At 40.9% G+C, this 18,237-nt stretch carries 18 protein-coding genes; 7 read left to right on the top strand and 11 right to left on the bottom strand.

Annotated elements, in window-relative coordinates; genetic code table 11:
* Nucleotides 1-5 precede the first annotated feature (5 nt).
* The 8 genes from P2W71_RS01875 to P2W71_RS01840 all read right to left on the bottom strand — a co-directional run bounded on the left by P2W71_RS01875 (nucleotide 6) and on the right by P2W71_RS01840 (nucleotide 6,557).
* On the bottom strand, nucleotides 6-1,202 hold the full coding sequence (locus tag P2W71_RS01875; RefSeq protein ID WP_276366292.1) for a hypothetical protein: 1,197 nt from the start codon (nucleotides 1,200-1,202) through the stop codon (nucleotides 6-8).
* A gap of 12 nt (nucleotides 1,203-1,214) precedes the next feature.
* Nucleotides 1,215-1,604: a hypothetical protein gene (locus P2W71_RS01870; RefSeq protein ID WP_276366289.1), complete on the bottom strand. Its 390-nt coding sequence runs from the start codon at nucleotides 1,602-1,604 to the stop codon at nucleotides 1,215-1,217.
* Between the two features lie 19 nt (nucleotides 1,605-1,623).
* On the bottom strand, nucleotides 1,624-2,619 hold the full coding sequence (locus P2W71_RS01865; protein ID WP_276366286.1) for a 2OG-Fe(II) oxygenase: 996 nt from the start codon (nucleotides 2,617-2,619) through the stop codon (nucleotides 1,624-1,626).
* A 17-nt stretch (nucleotides 2,620-2,636) separates the two neighbouring features.
* Nucleotides 2,637-3,638, bottom strand: a complete 1,002-nt coding sequence (gene gwsS / locus P2W71_RS01860; protein WP_276366283.1) for a grasp-with-spasm system SPASM domain peptide maturase — start codon at nucleotides 3,636-3,638, stop codon at nucleotides 2,637-2,639.
* The gene (locus P2W71_RS01855; protein ID WP_276366281.1) at nucleotides 3,628-3,831 is read right to left on the bottom strand and encodes a hypothetical protein; all 204 of its coding nucleotides are present in this window, start codon (nucleotides 3,829-3,831) and stop codon (nucleotides 3,628-3,630) included. Before P2W71_RS01855 ends, gwsS begins: the two co-directional genes overlap by 11 nt.
* Nucleotides 3,828-4,808 (bottom strand): grasp-with-spasm system ATP-grasp peptide maturase, encoded by a 981-nt coding sequence (gwsG, locus tag P2W71_RS01850; protein WP_276366278.1) that lies wholly within the window; start codon nucleotides 4,806-4,808, stop codon nucleotides 3,828-3,830. The genes P2W71_RS01855 and gwsG overlap by 4 nt, the downstream gene beginning before the upstream one ends.
* A gap of 83 nt (nucleotides 4,809-4,891) precedes the next feature.
* Complete coding sequence (locus P2W71_RS01845) at nucleotides 4,892-5,089, bottom strand: hypothetical protein (protein WP_276366274.1); 198 nt, start codon at nucleotides 5,087-5,089, stop codon at nucleotides 4,892-4,894.
* 151 nt (nucleotides 5,090-5,240) lie between these two features.
* Nucleotides 5,241-6,557 (bottom strand): HlyD family efflux transporter periplasmic adaptor subunit, encoded by a 1,317-nt coding sequence (locus tag P2W71_RS01840; protein WP_276366271.1) that lies wholly within the window; start codon nucleotides 6,555-6,557, stop codon nucleotides 5,241-5,243.
* A 318-nt stretch (nucleotides 6,558-6,875) separates the two neighbouring features.
* On the opposite strand from P2W71_RS01840, the gene P2W71_RS01835 reads away from it, so the two are divergent.
* Nucleotides 6,876-8,507, top strand: a complete 1,632-nt coding sequence (locus P2W71_RS01835) for a vitamin K epoxide reductase family protein (protein WP_276366268.1) — start codon at nucleotides 6,876-6,878, stop codon at nucleotides 8,505-8,507.
* Nucleotides 8,508-8,532: 25 nt separating this feature from the next.
* Here the strand turns inward: P2W71_RS01835 and P2W71_RS01830 are convergent, their stop codons facing one another.
* The gene (locus P2W71_RS01830) at nucleotides 8,533-9,069 is read right to left on the bottom strand and encodes a hypothetical protein (RefSeq protein WP_276366265.1); all 537 of its coding nucleotides are present in this window, start codon (nucleotides 9,067-9,069) and stop codon (nucleotides 8,533-8,535) included.
* Nucleotides 9,070-9,141: 72 nt separating this feature from the next.
* On the opposite strand from P2W71_RS01830, the gene P2W71_RS01825 reads away from it, so the two are divergent.
* The 6 genes from P2W71_RS01825 to P2W71_RS01800 all read left to right on the top strand — a co-directional run bounded on the left by P2W71_RS01825 (nucleotide 9,142) and on the right by P2W71_RS01800 (nucleotide 15,606).
* Complete coding sequence (locus P2W71_RS01825; RefSeq protein ID WP_276366263.1) at nucleotides 9,142-9,903, top strand: hypothetical protein; 762 nt, start codon at nucleotides 9,142-9,144, stop codon at nucleotides 9,901-9,903.
* A 78-nt stretch (nucleotides 9,904-9,981) separates the two neighbouring features.
* Nucleotides 9,982-11,490 carry a TraM recognition domain-containing protein gene (locus P2W71_RS01820; RefSeq protein WP_276366261.1) on the top strand — a complete coding sequence of 503 codons (1,509 nt, stop codon included), beginning with the start codon at nucleotides 9,982-9,984 and terminating at the stop codon, nucleotides 11,488-11,490.
* A 16-nt stretch (nucleotides 11,491-11,506) separates the two neighbouring features.
* Nucleotides 11,507-11,968 (top strand): hypothetical protein, encoded by a 462-nt coding sequence (locus P2W71_RS01815; RefSeq protein ID WP_276366258.1) that lies wholly within the window; start codon nucleotides 11,507-11,509, stop codon nucleotides 11,966-11,968.
* 62 nt (nucleotides 11,969-12,030) lie between these two features.
* Nucleotides 12,031-12,297 (top strand): hypothetical protein, encoded by a 267-nt coding sequence (locus tag P2W71_RS01810; protein WP_276366255.1) that lies wholly within the window; start codon nucleotides 12,031-12,033, stop codon nucleotides 12,295-12,297.
* Nucleotides 12,298-12,476: 179 nt separating this feature from the next.
* A complete protein-coding gene (gene mobF, locus P2W71_RS01805) occupies nucleotides 12,477-15,218 on the top strand; it encodes a MobF family relaxase (RefSeq protein ID WP_276366253.1) in 2,742 nt (913 codons plus the stop codon).
* Nucleotides 15,196-15,606 carry a hypothetical protein gene (locus P2W71_RS01800; RefSeq protein WP_276366251.1) on the top strand — a complete coding sequence of 137 codons (411 nt, stop codon included), beginning with the start codon at nucleotides 15,196-15,198 and terminating at the stop codon, nucleotides 15,604-15,606. The genes mobF and P2W71_RS01800 overlap by 23 nt, the downstream gene beginning before the upstream one ends.
* A gap of 172 nt (nucleotides 15,607-15,778) precedes the next feature.
* Here the strand turns inward: P2W71_RS01800 and P2W71_RS01795 are convergent, their stop codons facing one another.
* Both P2W71_RS01795 and P2W71_RS01790 read right to left on the bottom strand, forming a co-directional pair.
* Nucleotides 15,779-17,503 (bottom strand): DUF262 domain-containing HNH endonuclease family protein, encoded by a 1,725-nt coding sequence (locus P2W71_RS01795; RefSeq protein WP_276366247.1) that lies wholly within the window; start codon nucleotides 17,501-17,503, stop codon nucleotides 15,779-15,781.
* Nucleotides 17,504-17,885: 382 nt separating this feature from the next.
* Nucleotides 17,886-18,230 carry a hypothetical protein gene (locus tag P2W71_RS01790; RefSeq protein WP_276366244.1) on the bottom strand — a complete coding sequence of 115 codons (345 nt, stop codon included), beginning with the start codon at nucleotides 18,228-18,230 and terminating at the stop codon, nucleotides 17,886-17,888.
* Between the last annotated feature and the right edge of the window lie 7 nt (nucleotides 18,231-18,237).

Genomic DNA, 18,237 nt, shown 5'->3' with positions numbered 1-18,237 from the left:
ATTTTTTACTTGACAGAAAGGTCAATCATATTTTCTTTCCCGCCAATACCCTTTATGAGAACTTTATAATCACCGGTTGTCAATACCAGTGGCTTATTCATTTCTCCGCTTGAAATTTCAATAACATCTACCGGCACCGCGACTGCTGGATCTTCATTAGACTTGTATGCTTGAACCAGGCACGGAAATCCAACAATCAATTTTTTTTTGTCTATAAGAACTGCTTTTCGGTTGTTATTAAATAACCAGTGAGGTCGGTTTTCGATATATTTCGTCCTCGGATGGCACATTCGGACATCATAATAATTTGTGCCCTCGGGACCAGAGAAAACATTACCCGATCCATCAAGTAAAATAGATGGAACTTGAACAGATACCATTTTGAAAAAAGGATTTTCCAACGATGGGTCTATTCGCTCCGTGAGAACTTCTTGATTTATCGTAAACGGATTTATGCCCGTTAGCTCTTTTAACCGGGAGGCCATTGCTTTCTCCCAACTACCCCCCAAGGAATCTTCCCTTATGTGATCATATCCTGCATGAATCAATATTTTGGCCGACGGATCTCTATTTAAGACTTGCTGAATATTTTTTGCTTGTTCAATTTCCCTTAGTTTAGGATTGCTGATTGTTTCCTTTGTCCTCGCTTCATATGCAAAAACCCGAAATCCTTGAGTGAGTGCATCCCGGACTAGGTTTCCAAATTGTGGCTCGGCGGTGTAATATCCGCTGCTTAACAGAGGGTATTTTCGTTCATTAATTAAACTATCTGAAAAATTTAGAGTCTCTGCCCCATAGTATCGAAATCCCTTGGCATACAAGCCCGGAAGTAAAGACGCGATGAATACGCGATGGTAAGGGAAATGATGTGCCTCATTGATTATAATTATTCGTTCCTTGTCTGCACGGCTAATAATATACTCAGCCGCCTCAACGGTATGAAACTTCTTAAAAAATGAACTATCGGAATTTTTTATTGTTGCGTAAGGCTGACGGAATTTTCCATCGAAAAGCAACACATTCTTATAATCCCCAATGAAAGAAAAATCCTGTGCAGCCTTAGCAAAGTCCGTCTTTCCTCCCTTGTCGAAATTCTTAATAATTTCGTCGGAGAACTTGTAGACGTTCTCGTTATTAAATCTGGTTTGTGCGTGTGAAATTATTGAAAGAAAGATAAGTCCAAAAGATATAACCGCCAGCATACAAAAAATATTTTAAGAACCTTTCTTTTCTTTTTTATTAGAGCGGAGTGATTTCAAGTCATACTCCTTCCCAGTCTTGCTGTCTTTGACAATCCCTTTATTCACGTCTAGGCTTAAATTTAATGCTGGGTCTGCAACCCAGCCTTCACTTGGACAATAAACAAGCCCTGTTACAGCGTCGGTAAAAGTCGCAAGAGAGTTAGGTATGGTTCGCGGTGATTGATGTGGGCTGTAATTTGGCATCCGGCCAGTAGTAACGGGACCAAATTTTATATGCCTGTTCCGTTGATAAAACGATTCCACCTTAAGCACAAATTCTTCTAGTCGACTATCCGTCATCGCATAACCGTGGCACACAAATGTCGCCGCTACTATTATTGTGAATATCGTTCGTAAAAGCATTTTGTAATCATTTTAATTATCATCTTACCCAAATATTGCACGCAAATTTGATTCCATTCTCCACCTTTAGGCCAGCGTGGAAAGAGTAAATATTTATCGATTCATCCGGTTCCAGATTGTGAAACATAATTGCCTTTCCTTTTTTTGGTTTAACAACAAGGTCAAGAAGAGGAAAATATGTTTCGCCACCATCGAAATTTTCATTCAAATAAACCAAAATTGTATAAGGACGTTTCATTCCTTTTCCCGCATCAAAATGGGCTTTAAATTCTTGATATTTATCGTAGGACACGCACTGAAATTCTTCGAATTTTTCGAACGGCAAATCCCCAAGCAACTGAGTACTTTTTAATCTAATATTGTCCTTGAGTGTTTGATCCATATCTCGAAGCGTAGCTGAATAACTAGTGCGTCGATTGGATACTGCGGAGTGATACCCGTTTGTTACCAAGCTTCGTTTCATCTCTGACTTTGAAATTTGTATTAGTTGATCGCATTCTTCGTCGGAAAAGAAGTTGTCAACAAATTTCATTTTGGTTTTTATAAAGTTATTTTTGACTTTTTCGTGCTCGGTCTGTTTGTTCTCAAAATCATTCTCAACGATTCCCTCTTGGGCATCAGCCATTAAAACGATTCCTTGCCACTTATTCCTAAACTCCGACAGTGACTCATGCTTTTCCATCGAGCCAGGCTCTATAAAACTAACAATACCATCTTGGTAATTTGTCAGAAGAACAAACTCCTCTTCGTCATTTTCGATTATATGGCTTATAACCGGAAAATCAATTTGATCTAAGGCTTCTTCCTTAATTCGGGCAGCAAACGTATCAAATCCCCAATTTTTTAAGATCTTATCTATTTCAAGCATCGAAAAGCCTTTCCCATCGTAATGTGATTCAATCGCATTCAAGATATTGTTAAATGAAATTTTCGCGTTAGATAGTTCCGCAAATTTTCTTAACACGAGAGCTGCTCCAATCGTAATAACACTTACTTTATTTAATTCGCTAACCATATAAATAAATTTAAAGTTTAACTAGCCCATTTTGCAGTGTATGGATCATAATTACATTTTTCAGGTTTACCATGCTTTTCGTTGTCCTTTGTGAAAGCGCGACAGTCCATACATATATATCTGAACTCGCAATCACAACAAATTGTAACGCTATCCTTTGTAACGTTCCAAAAATCTTTAAAGCCTGGCCTATCTAACGCTTCGCGTAAGGTGGAATCTTTGATGTTTCCGAACGTACTACGAAACGAAGGACAGTTCTTGATATTTCCATGAATATCAATGCCGATCTTTCGATTTAGACAGCTATTGTAGTGAAGGCTTTCTGTGAAGCTCGAAACATTCGCGACAAAGTAGCTTGCGTTGACGACTCCACAATGCGTGTGATCATTAATTTCCTCGGTAAGAAAATTTAGCGGAGTCTTAATCCCAAAGACTTGAACTTTTTTGAGTTCTGGAGACGAATGTATTTGAACACTTCTTACACGTTGAAGACTTTGACAAAGCTCAGACAGTACTTCCACTGTGAGGTTGTTTGAATATTTAATTACAACATCAATTGAACGAAGTCTACTATCATTAAATTCGGAAATGATATTCCTCAGTTGCTGTGGTTCAATCTCATCATAAATTCGGAGTTGTAGAGCCTGACACCCAAGATCATCAAGTTGGAACCTAATTTTAGAATAGTCATGGTGGGATGTCGCATCAATATCGATTATCGCGTTGGTGATGGCAGAAGGGTGCATCCATTCCATCTTGATATCAGGAAACCTTTTAGGATCGTCACACCAAAAACCGAATTCGTTCTGTTCTAAGAACAAGAAATAAGAATCAAGTTCGTCACTGTATTTATGCCCGTAAGTTGATTTTATCGACTCAATGGACTTATCCTTATGAGTCGTCAAAATATCATAAAGGATGTTTGGTATAAATTTATAAGTGCCTCTTTGGATGTCACAGATTATGCTCCTCCTTGCGCCAGAAACAGGAATACAACATGCAAACAATTTAAATATCATACTTCGTCACTATTCGTGAAACATGTTTGTAAAAATCAACGCATAACATATTTTCGGTTTGATAGAACGTACTCCGAGATTTACCGACAACTGTTGTAAAATTACCGGCCGTACTTTCCTGGACTTTAACAAACTGCAGTGATTCTCCGATTCGAAGTGCTTCAAAAGTTCTGTTTATACTTTTATTCTTCATCTGTTTGTTATTTTCATTAAATGTTCAGCCAATCTTTTTTCTAGGAAATAATTACAAGGCGACGAAACCATACCAAATTGCCCGACTGGATTGACTTCTAAAAAGTAGTAATCTCCTTTACAATCCTTTATCATATCAATTGATCCGCAACTCATGTCCAATAATTTCATCAGTTTACGAATCTTCCGTTTAATAATAGGAGGCAACGAATATGGTACTGTTCGATTTGGTTTGATTGCATCGTAGTTTCTAAAGTCTATTCGTGTCTTCTCGTTTGTTTGCGAAAAAATCGCCATAGGATAAACTTCTCCATCAAGAAAAAATATTCTCAATTCGTATTGCTTAGGAATATATTGCTGTACCAATGAAGGAAAAAAATGCTCGTCGACCAGAGAGATATCCTCATCCACAATTTCCGAGGTGTAAATTGAGAACCTACTTTTTCCCTCGTAAAAAAAAGATATATCGCCAATGCTTTTTGTAATTATCCGGCCATGCACCTTTTTAAATCGGACGAGTTCATCCCTTGTGGAACAAATGAGCGTTTCAGGAATTCTAAGCCCGGCTTTTAGTGCCTGTTCCAAAACATGTACTTTGTTCCGTGTTAATTCGGAAGGGTGATTCACCCATTTCACGTGAGAAAGAGATTCAAAAAAAATGTTTGAAATGATATTGAATTGGCCTAGTAAATATTTTCCGGTTTGATATGCAAGACTTGAAGGCAAATCATTACGAATAAAGCTATCCGGTGCGCCCCATCGTCTGAACCACACCACATCGGTTTCACTAGCCGAATCAAAATCGAAAAGTTTCGATTGAATAGATTTCGTAGTATCCTGGCTGCTCAAAGCTATTGAGGAATCATACGATAAAAATTGATTTCCATTCACACGAATAAATTTTTTACCGTAAGAGTAGAGCCAATCAATAACCTGATTGGTACCATCATCGATGTCGTTACTTAATATTAAAATCACGGCAAATTGGAATCTAAAATTTGGCACAACAAAATTGGGGGAGCCAAGAGCAAACTTTGACTCACCCCATTTTTAGTTAATAACTATGCAGGTATTGGACCTGGAGGCGTGTCATCTACGGGATAGGAATCTGGATAGGAGCAATTACAATTATGATCCCAAGTTGGCATGCTAACTGTGGTCAATCCACCTCCTTTAACGGAGGACAGTGTCTTCTCATCGATTGGTTCAAAGAGAGCTTCGTTCAAACCCTCAAACTTGCTACTGGATTTTTTTTTCATAGAAGATAACATTTAAGGTTAAACATTTATAAACATTGTGCACAATAAATGCCTTAAGAAAATATCGCTTTAAAAACCATCACGCTGCGAAGTTGTTCAAAAAAAAATAAAAAAAAAGGACAAAAAATAAAAAGTTCGGAATGAAAGTTGCTTAATAATTTTTCGAATTAGCCGCTGCCCAAATCTTGTTAAATAGTCTTTCCAAAAGTCGAAGATCGCGCGTCACAATTTCTGCGGTCCCTTGCATTTCATTCTTGAACAGCAATTTCTTGTGTAAATTTGTAGATAACCCATGTGGCAGTTCAACTTCAACAATGTAAATATTATTCCGTGGAACAGCGGACATCGAAATAACTTTACTGTATACCGATCCAAATTCTTGGAAGGGATAATTATCAAACTTAAGGTATACCGACTGACCAATTTCTATTTTACCCGAACCAAACAACGGGGTGAATACTTTGCCATACAAAACTTCAGATGACGGGACGATCACCATCACCTCTTCATTTGATTGCACAAATTGTGCATCGCTCCAATATTTTGTAAATGATACCTTACCGTCGATTGGTGTTGTTAAAACAAATTGTTGTTCCCACGCCGCGACTTCGCTTTCCAATTGATCAAGTGCCGCCGTAACTAAATGATGTCGTTGGAGTTCTTCTTTTTTTTGTGCAATTCTTAATTCATTGATTTGAGCCTCAACTTTTAGAATCTCTATGTCGTTGTTAGTACTCTGAAGTTTCGAAGCGTCAGATAATCTTTCAACTTCCAAATAGCTCGTTTGATCTTTTTCCCAGTCAGCAGCTGAAGTGGTCCTATTTTGAAACAATACGCTGTCGCGAATTAATTTCTTCTTTGCCAAGGAAAGTTCCTTTTCTAGTATCCTGTTTTGATTTTCAAGTTGATCGGATAAATGCCGATAACTTCCCATCCTCTGTTGTAGAGTCTTGATCTGCTCTTGATACATGTTATTCTTTCGAGTTAACAAGTCATCGGTTAAAGCGGAGAGGAACTTTAGGTAGGAATTTTGCAATTGTCCCAGTTGCAAATTCGATGTTAGCAGGGTAGTTGTATCTGCAAGCGTGTCTCCGTTCCTAAAAGATGCAATAAGTTTTTTTACATCAAATACGTCGTCTTGTCGGGCGGAATTATCAATTATTGCCAATATTTCATTTGCTTTTACCTGTTCGCCCTCCTCTACAAGAAACTGTACTCGTCCGTTTGATCTTGCGATAATTGAGGAAGGCGGCACCCTTGTTGTTAAAACCACTTTCGATACGATTGTGTCGGGGTATTTAATTATCCAACTCAAAATTAATACAACAAGAACAATCCCAAAGATAATGGTAATACCCCATTGCACGATCCATTTCGGAGTGCGAGATAAAATATCATGAACTTCTTCGGTGTGACTATTCCCAAATTCCTGAGAACGTGTAAGCAAAGGATCTACATGTTCTTTCATACGTGAGATACTGTTTACAGTTAAACCTCTTTTCAAAAAACGTCTTCCGCGCTAAATAGAAAGGTGGATCTAAATCTTGAGCAAACCAAAAAAACTGTACGCAATTCTAAAACAATAATTTGTAAAATTGTTCTAAAAATATTGTTCGATTTATTGTTAATAACTTAGGGGGTATATTGGAATATTCGAAGTAGATGCTGATACGATAATAACATACAAAGGTTTTTAATTTTGATCGAGGAACATTTGTAATTTCTCCGATCAAACTAATAAAGTATTGTTGTTTACGCTGCCCGCATCGACGCTAATCTAAAAGATATGGAACAGATCGTGTCTAGTTACCTGCAATTGTTAAAAATGCCAATCTCAAAATCATATTGTGAAAAGCTTATAACATCACATCCTGATTATCCTGCCCTACCAAGTATAACCGATGCATTGCAGCGGCTAGGCGTAACATATACTATAAAAATGTATAATGAAAACCAGATCTATGAAGCTGCCTTTCCCTGTGTCCTGCATTTCAACAAACAGGATAGTCAATTGAGCATTGTTCGTAACACAGCCGAACTAAGAAAAAAAGATCTCAAGGATTTCAGTGGGATCGTGATCCACGCTCGCCCGACCAGAAAAATAGCGGACGTTGGAAATAATATATATCTTTCACAAGAGAACTTCTTTAAATTGACTGCTGTACTTCTTGGCAGTGTCATTTTGGTGATGTTTTTGACATCGATTATTTTATTCGGTTCATTTGCGCATCTAGCAATATTTTTTTTGGCCTTTTGTGGTGTACTTGTTAGCTATTTCTTAGTAGCAAGAGAGTATGGAATTAAATACAACTTCATTGAGTCCTTTTGTAATTCCAGTACTAATCCAAGTTGTGAAAGAATCGCCGCGTCAAATGCGGCCAAAATATTTGGGATCGTACATTTTGCCGATCTATCGCTAGTTTATTTCATTTTGCAAATGGCCGTTATCTCCCTCGCGGGATTGGTCCCAGCAGAAAAGAAACCTTCATTTGTGTTTGTGCTGGTTGCCTTCTCCATGACAACTTTTCCAATAATAGTTTTTTCCATCTTGTATCAATATAAGCGGATAAAAAAATGGTGCAAACTATGCATAACGATCGATGGGATCTTATTATTCCAACTTAGCATTTTGCTTTACCTCATTTATTTCAAAATTTGGGAATGGCTTCCGATGGATTCGCTTATACTCCTTGAGGCCATTTTAGGATTTGTTGCTCTGCTACTAACATCGGTGATGGTAAGAAAAACAATTGATATAAGAAGAGAAGCCGTTGAAAAAGAAATCACCTCAAACAGAATTAAGCACTCAATAGAAACCTTTAATTATTTTCTTTCCAAACAACAGCAAGTCGCATGCAACTCTTTCGACGGTGAAATGTGTATCGGCAATCCGCAAGGGCCAATTAAGCTAATTGCTGTTCTCAATCTATTTTGTAATCCTTGTCAGATCCAACATCAAAAAATTGCTACCCTTTTGACGGACTACCCACAATATATCCAGCTTATCATTAGATTTAGCACCGGGATTAATAACGATTCTTCAACTGAACGATACCTCATTCAATATTGGTTGCAGAAAATACGCAACACTGAATTTCAAATGGACGGTGCATTAGAACTTCTCGCTAATTGGTATTCAAAAAAGAATCTTTCGTGGTTTAGAAAGAAATTGCCGATAGCGATCGATTCAGACAGTCTTACTTTGGCGGAAAAAATTATAAGTCAACACCAGAGTTGGATTTCTGAGCATAAAATCTATGCAACACCTAGCCTCTTCTTAAATGGTTATAAGCTACCTCCAGGCTACACGTGTGACGATTTGATTCCCCTGATCCGCGGTCATGCAAAAGATTTTTTAAAAACAAAAATCAGTCAGAGTGAGACAGATCTTCAATATAATGACCAATCAGCGAGATAGAACGCAAGTATTTTTTCAAATAGCCTTACTCCGCCTCGGGCGTTCGATCCAGTATTGACTTACTGTTCTCACGGAATTCCTTTTCTTTCGCTAATCGACTTTCTTTTGAATAGTCTGACTGCTTCATTAATTGGTCCGTGATAGAGGGCTTCGAGTAACCGGCTTGTCGTTCCTGTATTTTACTTTCCATGAATCTCTGAGATTCATCAATGTCCTTGATATCGAAGCGAAGCATCTTATCGTGCGACAATACTTTTGAAACGTCGCGTTTGGTCCGCTCGATTTTCGAGGGATCTTGACCGACGAGGTCAGCTTCAAGTCGAGTGTAGACACCGTTTTGGATGCCAGACTTCTTTTCGAGAAGTTCGGATAGCTCCCGGCCCTGCTCTTTTGATGGACTCCACGTGCCCGATAGAGGCGGTTTTAGTTCGAGTTTTGGCGGTGTCCACCCCGGTTGGAGCTTGGCTATTTCCTTATCAATATCTCTTGCCTGTTTGCGGGCGTCGCGAACCATATCCTTGTATTGTGGGTACCGATCCATTAATTCATCGAGGTCGTCCATATGCTTTTTTGATTGACTTTAGAAAACGGTTTATGTTAATATACATATTCTGTCGTATTAGGAGGGCTCGCGGTGAGCGACGAGTTAGAACCCACATGGCTCAGAGACTTGCGCCTGATTGATGAGCTGTGCCATGGCAATGCGGAACTCTTTATCACTGAACGTAAGAAGGCCGACCACGTCTTGAAATACTACGACGGCGACCTGAAACGTTATGAGAAAGGCGCGGAGAGATTTGACCGGGACGCTCTTTCCTGGGAAATAGTACAGGCCTACGCCGACTATCATCCCGAGCATCAGCGGATGGTTGACCATCTGCTCTATCGTCGGCTGGGTTTTAGGCCTTCCGAAAATGTTGCCATTCCCGCGTCGATATACCTGCGTAAGCTGATTGAAGATTCAAGAAATCGCTTCGGGATGACTTGGTCAGAATTTCAGAAGACAGTTGACGTTCATATTAAGCATGTTCGCAATGAATTCATGCAAGTCAATGGTTGGCTCGACCACCTTGATCTGACGTCCGACGACCGAGAACATTACAAGAATTGTGAGAGTCACCTTAAGTCGGAAGCACAGCAGTTGATAAAGGAATTTTTAGGCTACAAGCCCGACCTTGAGCATTCACTATACGCAGAAATTACCATTCGGAAAGTTCTTGCCGAAGGATCGTGGACGGGGCTGCAAGCAGAAACTCGCAGCGAAATACGTTGTCAGATCGTCACCATCGTCAAATATCTCGAGGTTCTCTACAAATTCGGGCGGGCAACTGCCGATCAATCGCCGCTTCACGGCTTCGACTGGGAGGATTCCATTCAGTCGGAAGTCCTGCATTGATCAGCTACGCAAAATAGTACAATTATACTATTCCCTGGCAACGAAATTTTTTTTTAATTCCGTTGTCAATACTGTTGTATGCTACACTTCGATCTTGATACTCCTCTTATTGAAATTCAAGGAAAATTACAGAACGATATTTGGACCATTAGGCATGCCGTTGAAGGCGTGCAAATCTTTGGCGGCATTGGTTCCGGCAAGTCATCCGGTTCAGGCCGTTTTCTTGCACTAAAATATTTAAGAGCTGGCTTTGGCGGATTGGTCCTCACAGTCAAACCGGATGAACGCGAGGAATGGATCAAGTATTGTCGTCTTGTCAATCGCATTCACGACCTTGTTGTCATCAGTTCTCAAAACGACAACTTCTTCAATTTTCTTGACTATGAGACCGAGCGAAACTCGGGTGGGCAACTCACGGAAAATCTTGTCGACGTTCTCAAGACCGTAATTCGAGCTGGCTCGGAGAAGTCGCATGGGAAAAGTGAAGATCCCTTTTGGGAGAATGCACTTGATATGCTTTTGTTCAACGTAATCGATTTGTGCCAGCTGGCGTACGGCAAGATTTCCGTGAGACGAATGTACGACATCGTTCAGTCAATTCCGCGCTTGCAAGAGGATTCTAGTAGAGCAGCGAACAAGGACAATACGAGAGCGTACGAGAAGGCGTTTGATAAAGTCGATGTTCTAGTTCGTAGCAAACTTGAAAAATGGGAGACACAAAATGCTGCAAGGTTGCGCGGAATCGACGACCGTGACATTTACGACGAAATCGCTTCTGCCGATGTTCCTGAATATCGTCAGATGAAATATCTTAAACAATTTTTCGAGGACACTTACATTCCGTTGAGCGAAAAAACCAGATCGATTGTTGAATTTTCTTTCTCAGGATTTTTGTTCCGCCTGCTCCGTGACCCAGTGTATAAATTGTTCTGTAGTAATCCCTCGAACATTCGACCGGAAGACTGCCTGAACGGCAAGATCATTCTTCTCGATTTGCCAGTAAAACTTTATGATAAGGTCGGACGCGATGCGCAGATCATGTTCAAGTACATTTGGCAGCGTGCCATGGAGCGGCGCGATCCAAATAATGGGACAAGGCCGGTGTTTCTCTGGGCTGACGAAGCCCAAAATTTTCTCCACGAGCATGATGCCGATTATCAAGCGACGGCGCGAAGCAGTCGGATATGCACCGTTTACATTACTCAAAATCTCCCTAATTATTATGGCAATATGGGTGGACAAAAAGGGGAGTTTAAAGTGAAAAGTTTTCTCGGAACGCTGAACACTAAAATTTTTCACGCGAACTCAGATATTGAAACCAATAACTACGCATCATCCCTTTTCGGTGACCACTTGATGGAAAAGATCTCTAAAGGAAGTTCTATCGGCCTTGGAAACATTTCCAAATCATCGAACACATCTGCAGAATACGAGCGCGCGATTCGCCCGGAGCGTTTCATCAGTTTGAAAACGGGATCACCGCGAAACCAGAATGTTGTCGAGGGATTTATACAACGCCAGGGAGAGCCATTCGCAAATGGATCCAATTTCATCAAGATGCAATTCTCGCAAAACTATTCCCCATAAACCAAACCAACATCGCATGAAAAAGAACCTGTATTTCCAAACGTTTTACAAACGAAGCAATCCGGCAGCTACACTGGCAGTAAAAGTGTTTCAAGCAATCGCATCTTACCCGAGATTAATTCTTGAAGTATTCATTCGTAAAAACTTCGGCGAGCGCTACTTTACCTTTGGCAAGGCCGTTAACGCAGCCATGATAATGGCCATCATCCCGCCTATTCATTATTACGTCTTTCAAGCGTCTACCTTGTTTCAGTACATGTCAATACAAACGCAGATAATGGCCATGTTCGCCGTCGGATATACAACGTGGTACTTGTTCATTATCATATTTCTGTTTGTGGCCTATCGGCGCAAGAGAGAGATCGACCGCAATCCGTCAGTATTCGATTTTGCAAGATTCAGTCTTCCAACGGTGACATTAACAAGAAGTTCTACAACTTTAAGCTCTTTGGAAAGGTGCCTGACACAAGACGCATAGAAACACTTTACGAGCCTGGCTTCTTTTTTCTGATTGGTTTGGTCTTATACCCCTTGGGGCAAATGGTCGGCCTCCTTCTAATCGTTTGCGCCTTACTCTACAGACTCAGCTACATTGGCGTCTACCGCCTCGGCGACGATTTTGTTATGGATAAGATTGATGAGATGATCAGTAATGAACAACTTTTCGATTCTTTCATCGACGACAAGGACGCAGAGGAAACCAAGGGGTTCCGATTCTATGGTCGAAAACCGGAAAGTGGCGAGTTCCGTCGCACCCTGGTTGAGAGCTTCATTGAGGACGATGAAGAGACCTTTGTCGCACGTTGACGGTCTTATCCTAGGCTGTGCATAGGGAAGATGTCTGATGTGAACTCTTTAATGGGTTTTGTTTCGCTGCACCCGCATGGCAGCACTGCTTAGGCTTCCTGTTTATTTGTGCGTAATGAAAGCATTTTCACCGGCCCGTTTTACCGAACCGGCTGTATAAGTTTTTCACAATGATACGAATGATCCAAAGCACCTCGGCGGGACACGCCAAGGCTTACTTTAACGAGGCTCTCTTGAAATCGGATTACTTCTTGAACGACCAGGAACTGCCGGGCCATTTCCATGGGAAGATCGCACGGCGAATTGGTATTGAAGGCAATGCAGCCAAGGAAACCTTTCATGCCTTGTGTGAAAACATTAATCCCAAAACCGGGGACACTCTGACCCAAAGAACAATTGAGCAAAGAACAGTCGGCTATGATATAAACTTCCACTGCCCCAAATCCGTGTCGATTGTCCATGCGTTGTCGAAGGATGATCACGTTATGGAAGCCTTCAAATCAAGCGTGATGGAAACGATGCTTGACATCGAAGCCGATAGCAAAACACGAGTACGTAAAGGCGGTCAGTATAGCGACCGCGAAACAGGAGAGTTGGTCTGGGCGGACTTCGTACATCAAACGGCAAGGCCGGTTGATGGAGCGGTTCCCGACCCTCATCTTCACAGTCACTGCTTCGTGTTCAACGTGACGTGGGACAAAATGGAGGAACAGTTCAAAGCCGGGCAGTTTCGTGACGTCAAACGCGACATGCCCTACTATCAGGCCCGGTTTCACAAGCGCCTTTCCGATAATTTAATGGAACTTGGTTATCGTGTCAGGCAAACGGAAAAGTCGTTCGAGATCGAAGGCGTGCCACAAAAGGCCATTGATCTTTTTTCGAAGCGAACCGATGAGATTGGTCGCATCGCGAAAGAGAAAAATATCACCGATGTAAAAGAGCTTGATCAACTGGGTGCGAAGACGCGCTCCAAAAAACAAAAAGGTCTTACACTTGATGAACTCAAAAGACACTGGCGTGAACAGATACGAGAAGCAGGTGCCGGTTCTGATAGCGACGATGGAAGATCAATTATCCGCAACAACCCCGCCAAGGAAACACTCGAATTGTCACCGGAGCAATGTGTTGACCATGCGGTTCAACACCGCTTCGAACGTGCATCTGTAATGCAAGATCGGCGTATCCTTGAAACTGCGTATCGGCATAGCCTTGGTGACCGGTCGGTTACGCTTGACGAGATCACGACCTCGTTTCAAAACGACAAGCGGATTCTGCATGTGCCCGATCGGAAGGCAACCATCTGTACAACGAAAGAAGTCCTTGCGGAAGAAAAGCGCATGGTCGAACTTGCGCAAAAGAGCAAAGGAAAGTTCCGACCGTTATATACGATGGTTCCCGACATCAAACTCAAAGGCGAGCAACATGAAGCCGTACGGCACGTCCTGACGACGCCTCATGGTGTTTCAATCATTCGAGGGCGAGCCGGAACAGGTAAGACGACATTGACGACCGAAGCGGTTAAGCTTATGGAAACCGTTGGCTGCAAGGTGACCATGGTGGCACCAACTTCCCAGGCCTCACGCGGCGTTTTACGCGAGGAAGGCTTTGCGCATGCCGATACCGTTGCAAAGCTGCTGGTCGACCACAACCTTCAGAAAGGCCTCAAGAATGGCGTCCTTTGGGTCGATGAGGCTGGTCTCCTTGGAACCCAAGATATGACCGCCCTGCTCGATCTGACGGCCCGGCAGAATGCACGTTTGATCCTGAGCGGAGACACCAGGCAGCACGCAAGCGTTATCCGTGGTGATGCATTAAGAATTCTTAACACCGCCGCGGGAATAAGATCAGCGGAAGTCAGTCGTATCTACCGACAGAAAAACGAGACCTACCGCGAAGCCGTCCAGGCTTTGTCAGACGGTGACGTAAAACTTGCTTTCGAAAAGCTGGATACAATTGAATCGATCAAAACAATCAACCCACTTAAACCGAATGAAACGCTAGTGGAAGACTACCTCGCTACAGTGAAGAAGGGAAAATCGACACTTATCATTTCGCCAACGCACCAGCAAGGTGAAGAAGTGACCAAGGCAATTCGCGATAAGCTTCGCTGTGCGAAAATGATTGGAAAAAGAGAAATCACTGCAACGCGCTTTATGAACTTGAATCTTACCGAAGCGGAAAAAAATGACATTCGCTCCTACAAGCAAGGAACCGTTCTTCAGTTCAGTCAGAACATGAAAGGCGTCAAGCGCGGAACCGTTTGGTCCGTATCATCTGTGAAAGACGATTATATCCATATCAAAAATGAGGATGGAACGTCGGTCGATCTGCCATTAGATCAAAACAAAAAATTTGAAGCATTTCGTAGGGCAGATATTCAACTCTCAAAGGGTGACAAAATAAGACTAACGTATAATGGATTTGATGCAAACAAGAAACGCCTTAACAATGGTCAGATCTTGGAAGTTGTGGCCGTTCGAAAGAACGGTCACATCAAAGTGCGTAATGCGATCAGCAAAACGAACTACACAATACCAAAAGATTATGGCCATATCGCCCATGCACATTGCATCACATCTTATGCGTCACAGGGCAAAACGGTTGATGAAGTTTTTATCGCGCAGCCAGCCTCAACATTCCCTGCAACGGATATGAAACAGTTTTATGTTTCAGTATCTCGCGGCAGAGAGCGGGTTAGAATATATACCGATGACAAAACCGCCTTGCTCAATTACGCCTCCGAGATGCGCGACCGCCAGTCAGCAATTGAGCTGATCGGCAAGGATTACAGCAAGGACACGGCGCAACGCTTGTCCAGAGAAAACATGGAACGGCAATTGTCACAAGAAGTCAGAGCGAAGTCCATTGAAAAATCTGATATCGAACGCATAAAAAATCATGAGCCAGAACTCGAAATTTAAACTCAAGTATGATGAGCTGCGCGCAGGCGATCCGACGCATCAAGGAGATGAGAAAACGGATATTGCGTCCAACATTGCCATGCAGCAACGTCCGACCGCGAATGTTCGGAATATTTGCTTCGTCTGGCCGAATGGCAGGCAGAAATTTTTTGCCTACGGTTATTTGATTTCCGGGGAACTGAATCTGGGCAACGAAGTCAACATTATCACTCTTAGCTTCACGTCCGACGTCGTAACCCTCAAAGGGTATCACTTGCAACAGCTTTTCATGCAATTGAGTAATCACGCCACTTCTCTTATCTCACAGGTCGACCCCCGATACACGACTGAAACAACAGAAAACGAATCGACCGTCATTGAAATTATCGTAACGCCTTCTAAAGGATGATGACTTCGTCAGATTTTTCCTTTTGCATTTTGAATCAGCAACACATTTCGACAGAATGCGCTGGCGCCGAATTCTTCACCCAGACGTGATCATATTTCGAGTAATGTACTTATGTAATATCTGATTTTCATGCACTTTTAGGATACCAACAAATGGCTATTTTTGGGCTGGGTCACCTTCTCCAGATCTTCAATGCATCGCTGCTCAAAATATCAGCACGATTCTGTATCGCATTTTCGTCCCAACTTTTTAGTTTTAAATAATCTGTCGTAAGTCGCAATTTGGAATATTCTTTAAGGTGCTCCTTTTTTCTGGACCATTCTGAATTCTTCATTTTACTATTGAGATTTTGAGTAACTAAAGTTAGGTTTCCAAGGGTTTTAATCTTTTTATAGCGTATCGCTTTTTCATCTTCTCTCATTTTTCTTGTTAACCAATTAGTTTCCCATTTTTGAGGCATTATGTGCTCAACAGAAAAGCTTAAAGAGCTAAGTTTTTTAACGTCTGAATACTCGTTGTTCAACTGATATAGGGCAATGCAGTATAGTATCTCATATGCATTACTATTACTTATTTGTTCGTCACCAAATGCACGCTGAAACTCGCCATCGGAAGGAAATCTATTTGTATCATCGATGAACCCAATGAGTATTTCTTTTAATGTTAGATAATCGATCTCCTCACTATCTATTAGTTGCTGCATGATTTGAATAAAAAGATTATTGTAATTTTTAGTGGTCAGCCGACACACATTTCTTCTTACAAGATAACTTTCAAGGAGTCCTAGCATTTTAGTCCGTTCTTTTTTCATTGTTACCATTTTATAAATACAGAGTACCAATGGAATGACGGTAGTGATTTCAAGATTTTCGATTACGTGAAAAAAACGCTTTTCACTTTCAGAAAATGCTATCTCATTAATCTCCGTGCCTTCAGGAAAAGAATAATAAATTCCGGCATACTCTCTTAGGTCAACTAAAAACGACTTTCTTTCATTAAGAGGTTTATCCTTCAACCACTGTTTATAATCTTGAAATAACTTCTCAAGATTTACTTCTCTTCTTGTCTGAATAATGAGATAGCAATACAACAAAATATCAATATTAGTCCTTGAAACTCTACCTGACGTTTTTTTCTTGTTCCAAAAGGCCAACATATCTTCATCTTCTTCGAAGACTTCAAACCAGTATTCTTCGTACTTATCTTGAATTTCTTTATATTGAAACACATGATTTTTGAGTAATTCAGCGGTGGTAAGCCTAACGCCGAGGGAATTGATTGTATCAAAGATTTCTTGCTCATCGTCTTCTTGCGCCAGCATCATACTAATAACCGGAACATTTGTAAGTATTATATTCCTTAGTTCGTCACGCTCTTCATCTGTAAATGGCGCAAGTTTGTCATGAAAATACCGGTATGCTTGCAGAATACGATGCCCTTGATTTTTAAGCTTCTCCTGTTTTTCATTTAACATCAGCGTTTCAAAATAATCTTTGTCATTTCGGGAATGCATAATCCTGAGGTGCTTATCTCCTCGTGAATCCTCAAAAACCAAAAGCTCATTCGTTTTTTCCGCTAACTTGATAAAGACGCCAGAATTCGTTGCCGTATCCGCTATTGCTTTAAGAAGAATTGAAAATGTAGTTAATCTTTGCTGCCCATCTATGAGGTCGTAACTCGTTTCTCCAATCCGTTCGGGCGTGCGTTGCTTTACGATAAGTGTACCAATAAAATGTTCATGTTTTTTTATTTTTTCATCCAGGATTCTTTTGATATGCTCCCAAAGCGTATCCCAATTTTCCTGATTCCAAACATATGAACGTTGGAAGAAGGGAACGACATATTGCATGTTGCCTTGAAAGAATGATGACAGTTTTTCTTTTGTTGCGTTAATCATTTCATGCTTTGTTTTGAATCATCATACAATTCGATACAGTTTTTACTCAAGGCATGCGCGATTGAATGAACCTTTTTCCGAAGACATTTTTTAGCAGTCGACTGTTGATCTACAATCTACAATTTAGTTTCTTGGATGAATTATCCAATTAACAGACTGACATTTGATTACTTTTGAAATTGCGGAAAATTCCCAGAACATTATTTATAGCATCCTCTCTAAGATTATTCGGATGTCCACGCTCGGTTAAAATCTATGTATACTAGAGTTACGTTGTTTTGATAGTCTAGTATCTGGTATCTCCGTCGCAATTTTCGAAATTACAAATTCAGCGGCCCGCATTAGAGTCACTGTTTTTCATAGAATAGTCTTTCACAGTTAGTTAGTTTAAACAAATTTCTTCCTTCCAGTGTGGAAGTTTAAAATACATAGTTTTAAAATCGTCGCTAAACTTGAACACCGCGTAATTACCACCAATAATTAAGTTGTAATTCTGATATCCCGAAGGACTGTTTTCTGATTTGTACTTGATTGCCCACGTATATTCTGCATCAATGTCCCATTTGAGTAAATGACTACACGTCTCAATTTTAAATTTCACATCACTTCTTGAAAATACATACCGTTTATCACCAGTGATAGGGTCTGTCTTTGAAAGCGTGCCACACTTGTACCATGCTTTTGTCTTGCCATTCGTCAATTTCGTAACTAAAAATTCAATGCTCATGACCAGC

Source organism: Chryseolinea sp. H1M3-3, from assembly GCF_029360725.1.
GTDB lineage: Bacteria > Bacteroidota > Bacteroidia > Cytophagales > Cyclobacteriaceae > Chryseolinea.
This window is presented reverse-complemented; position numbering and strand designations above follow the sequence as displayed.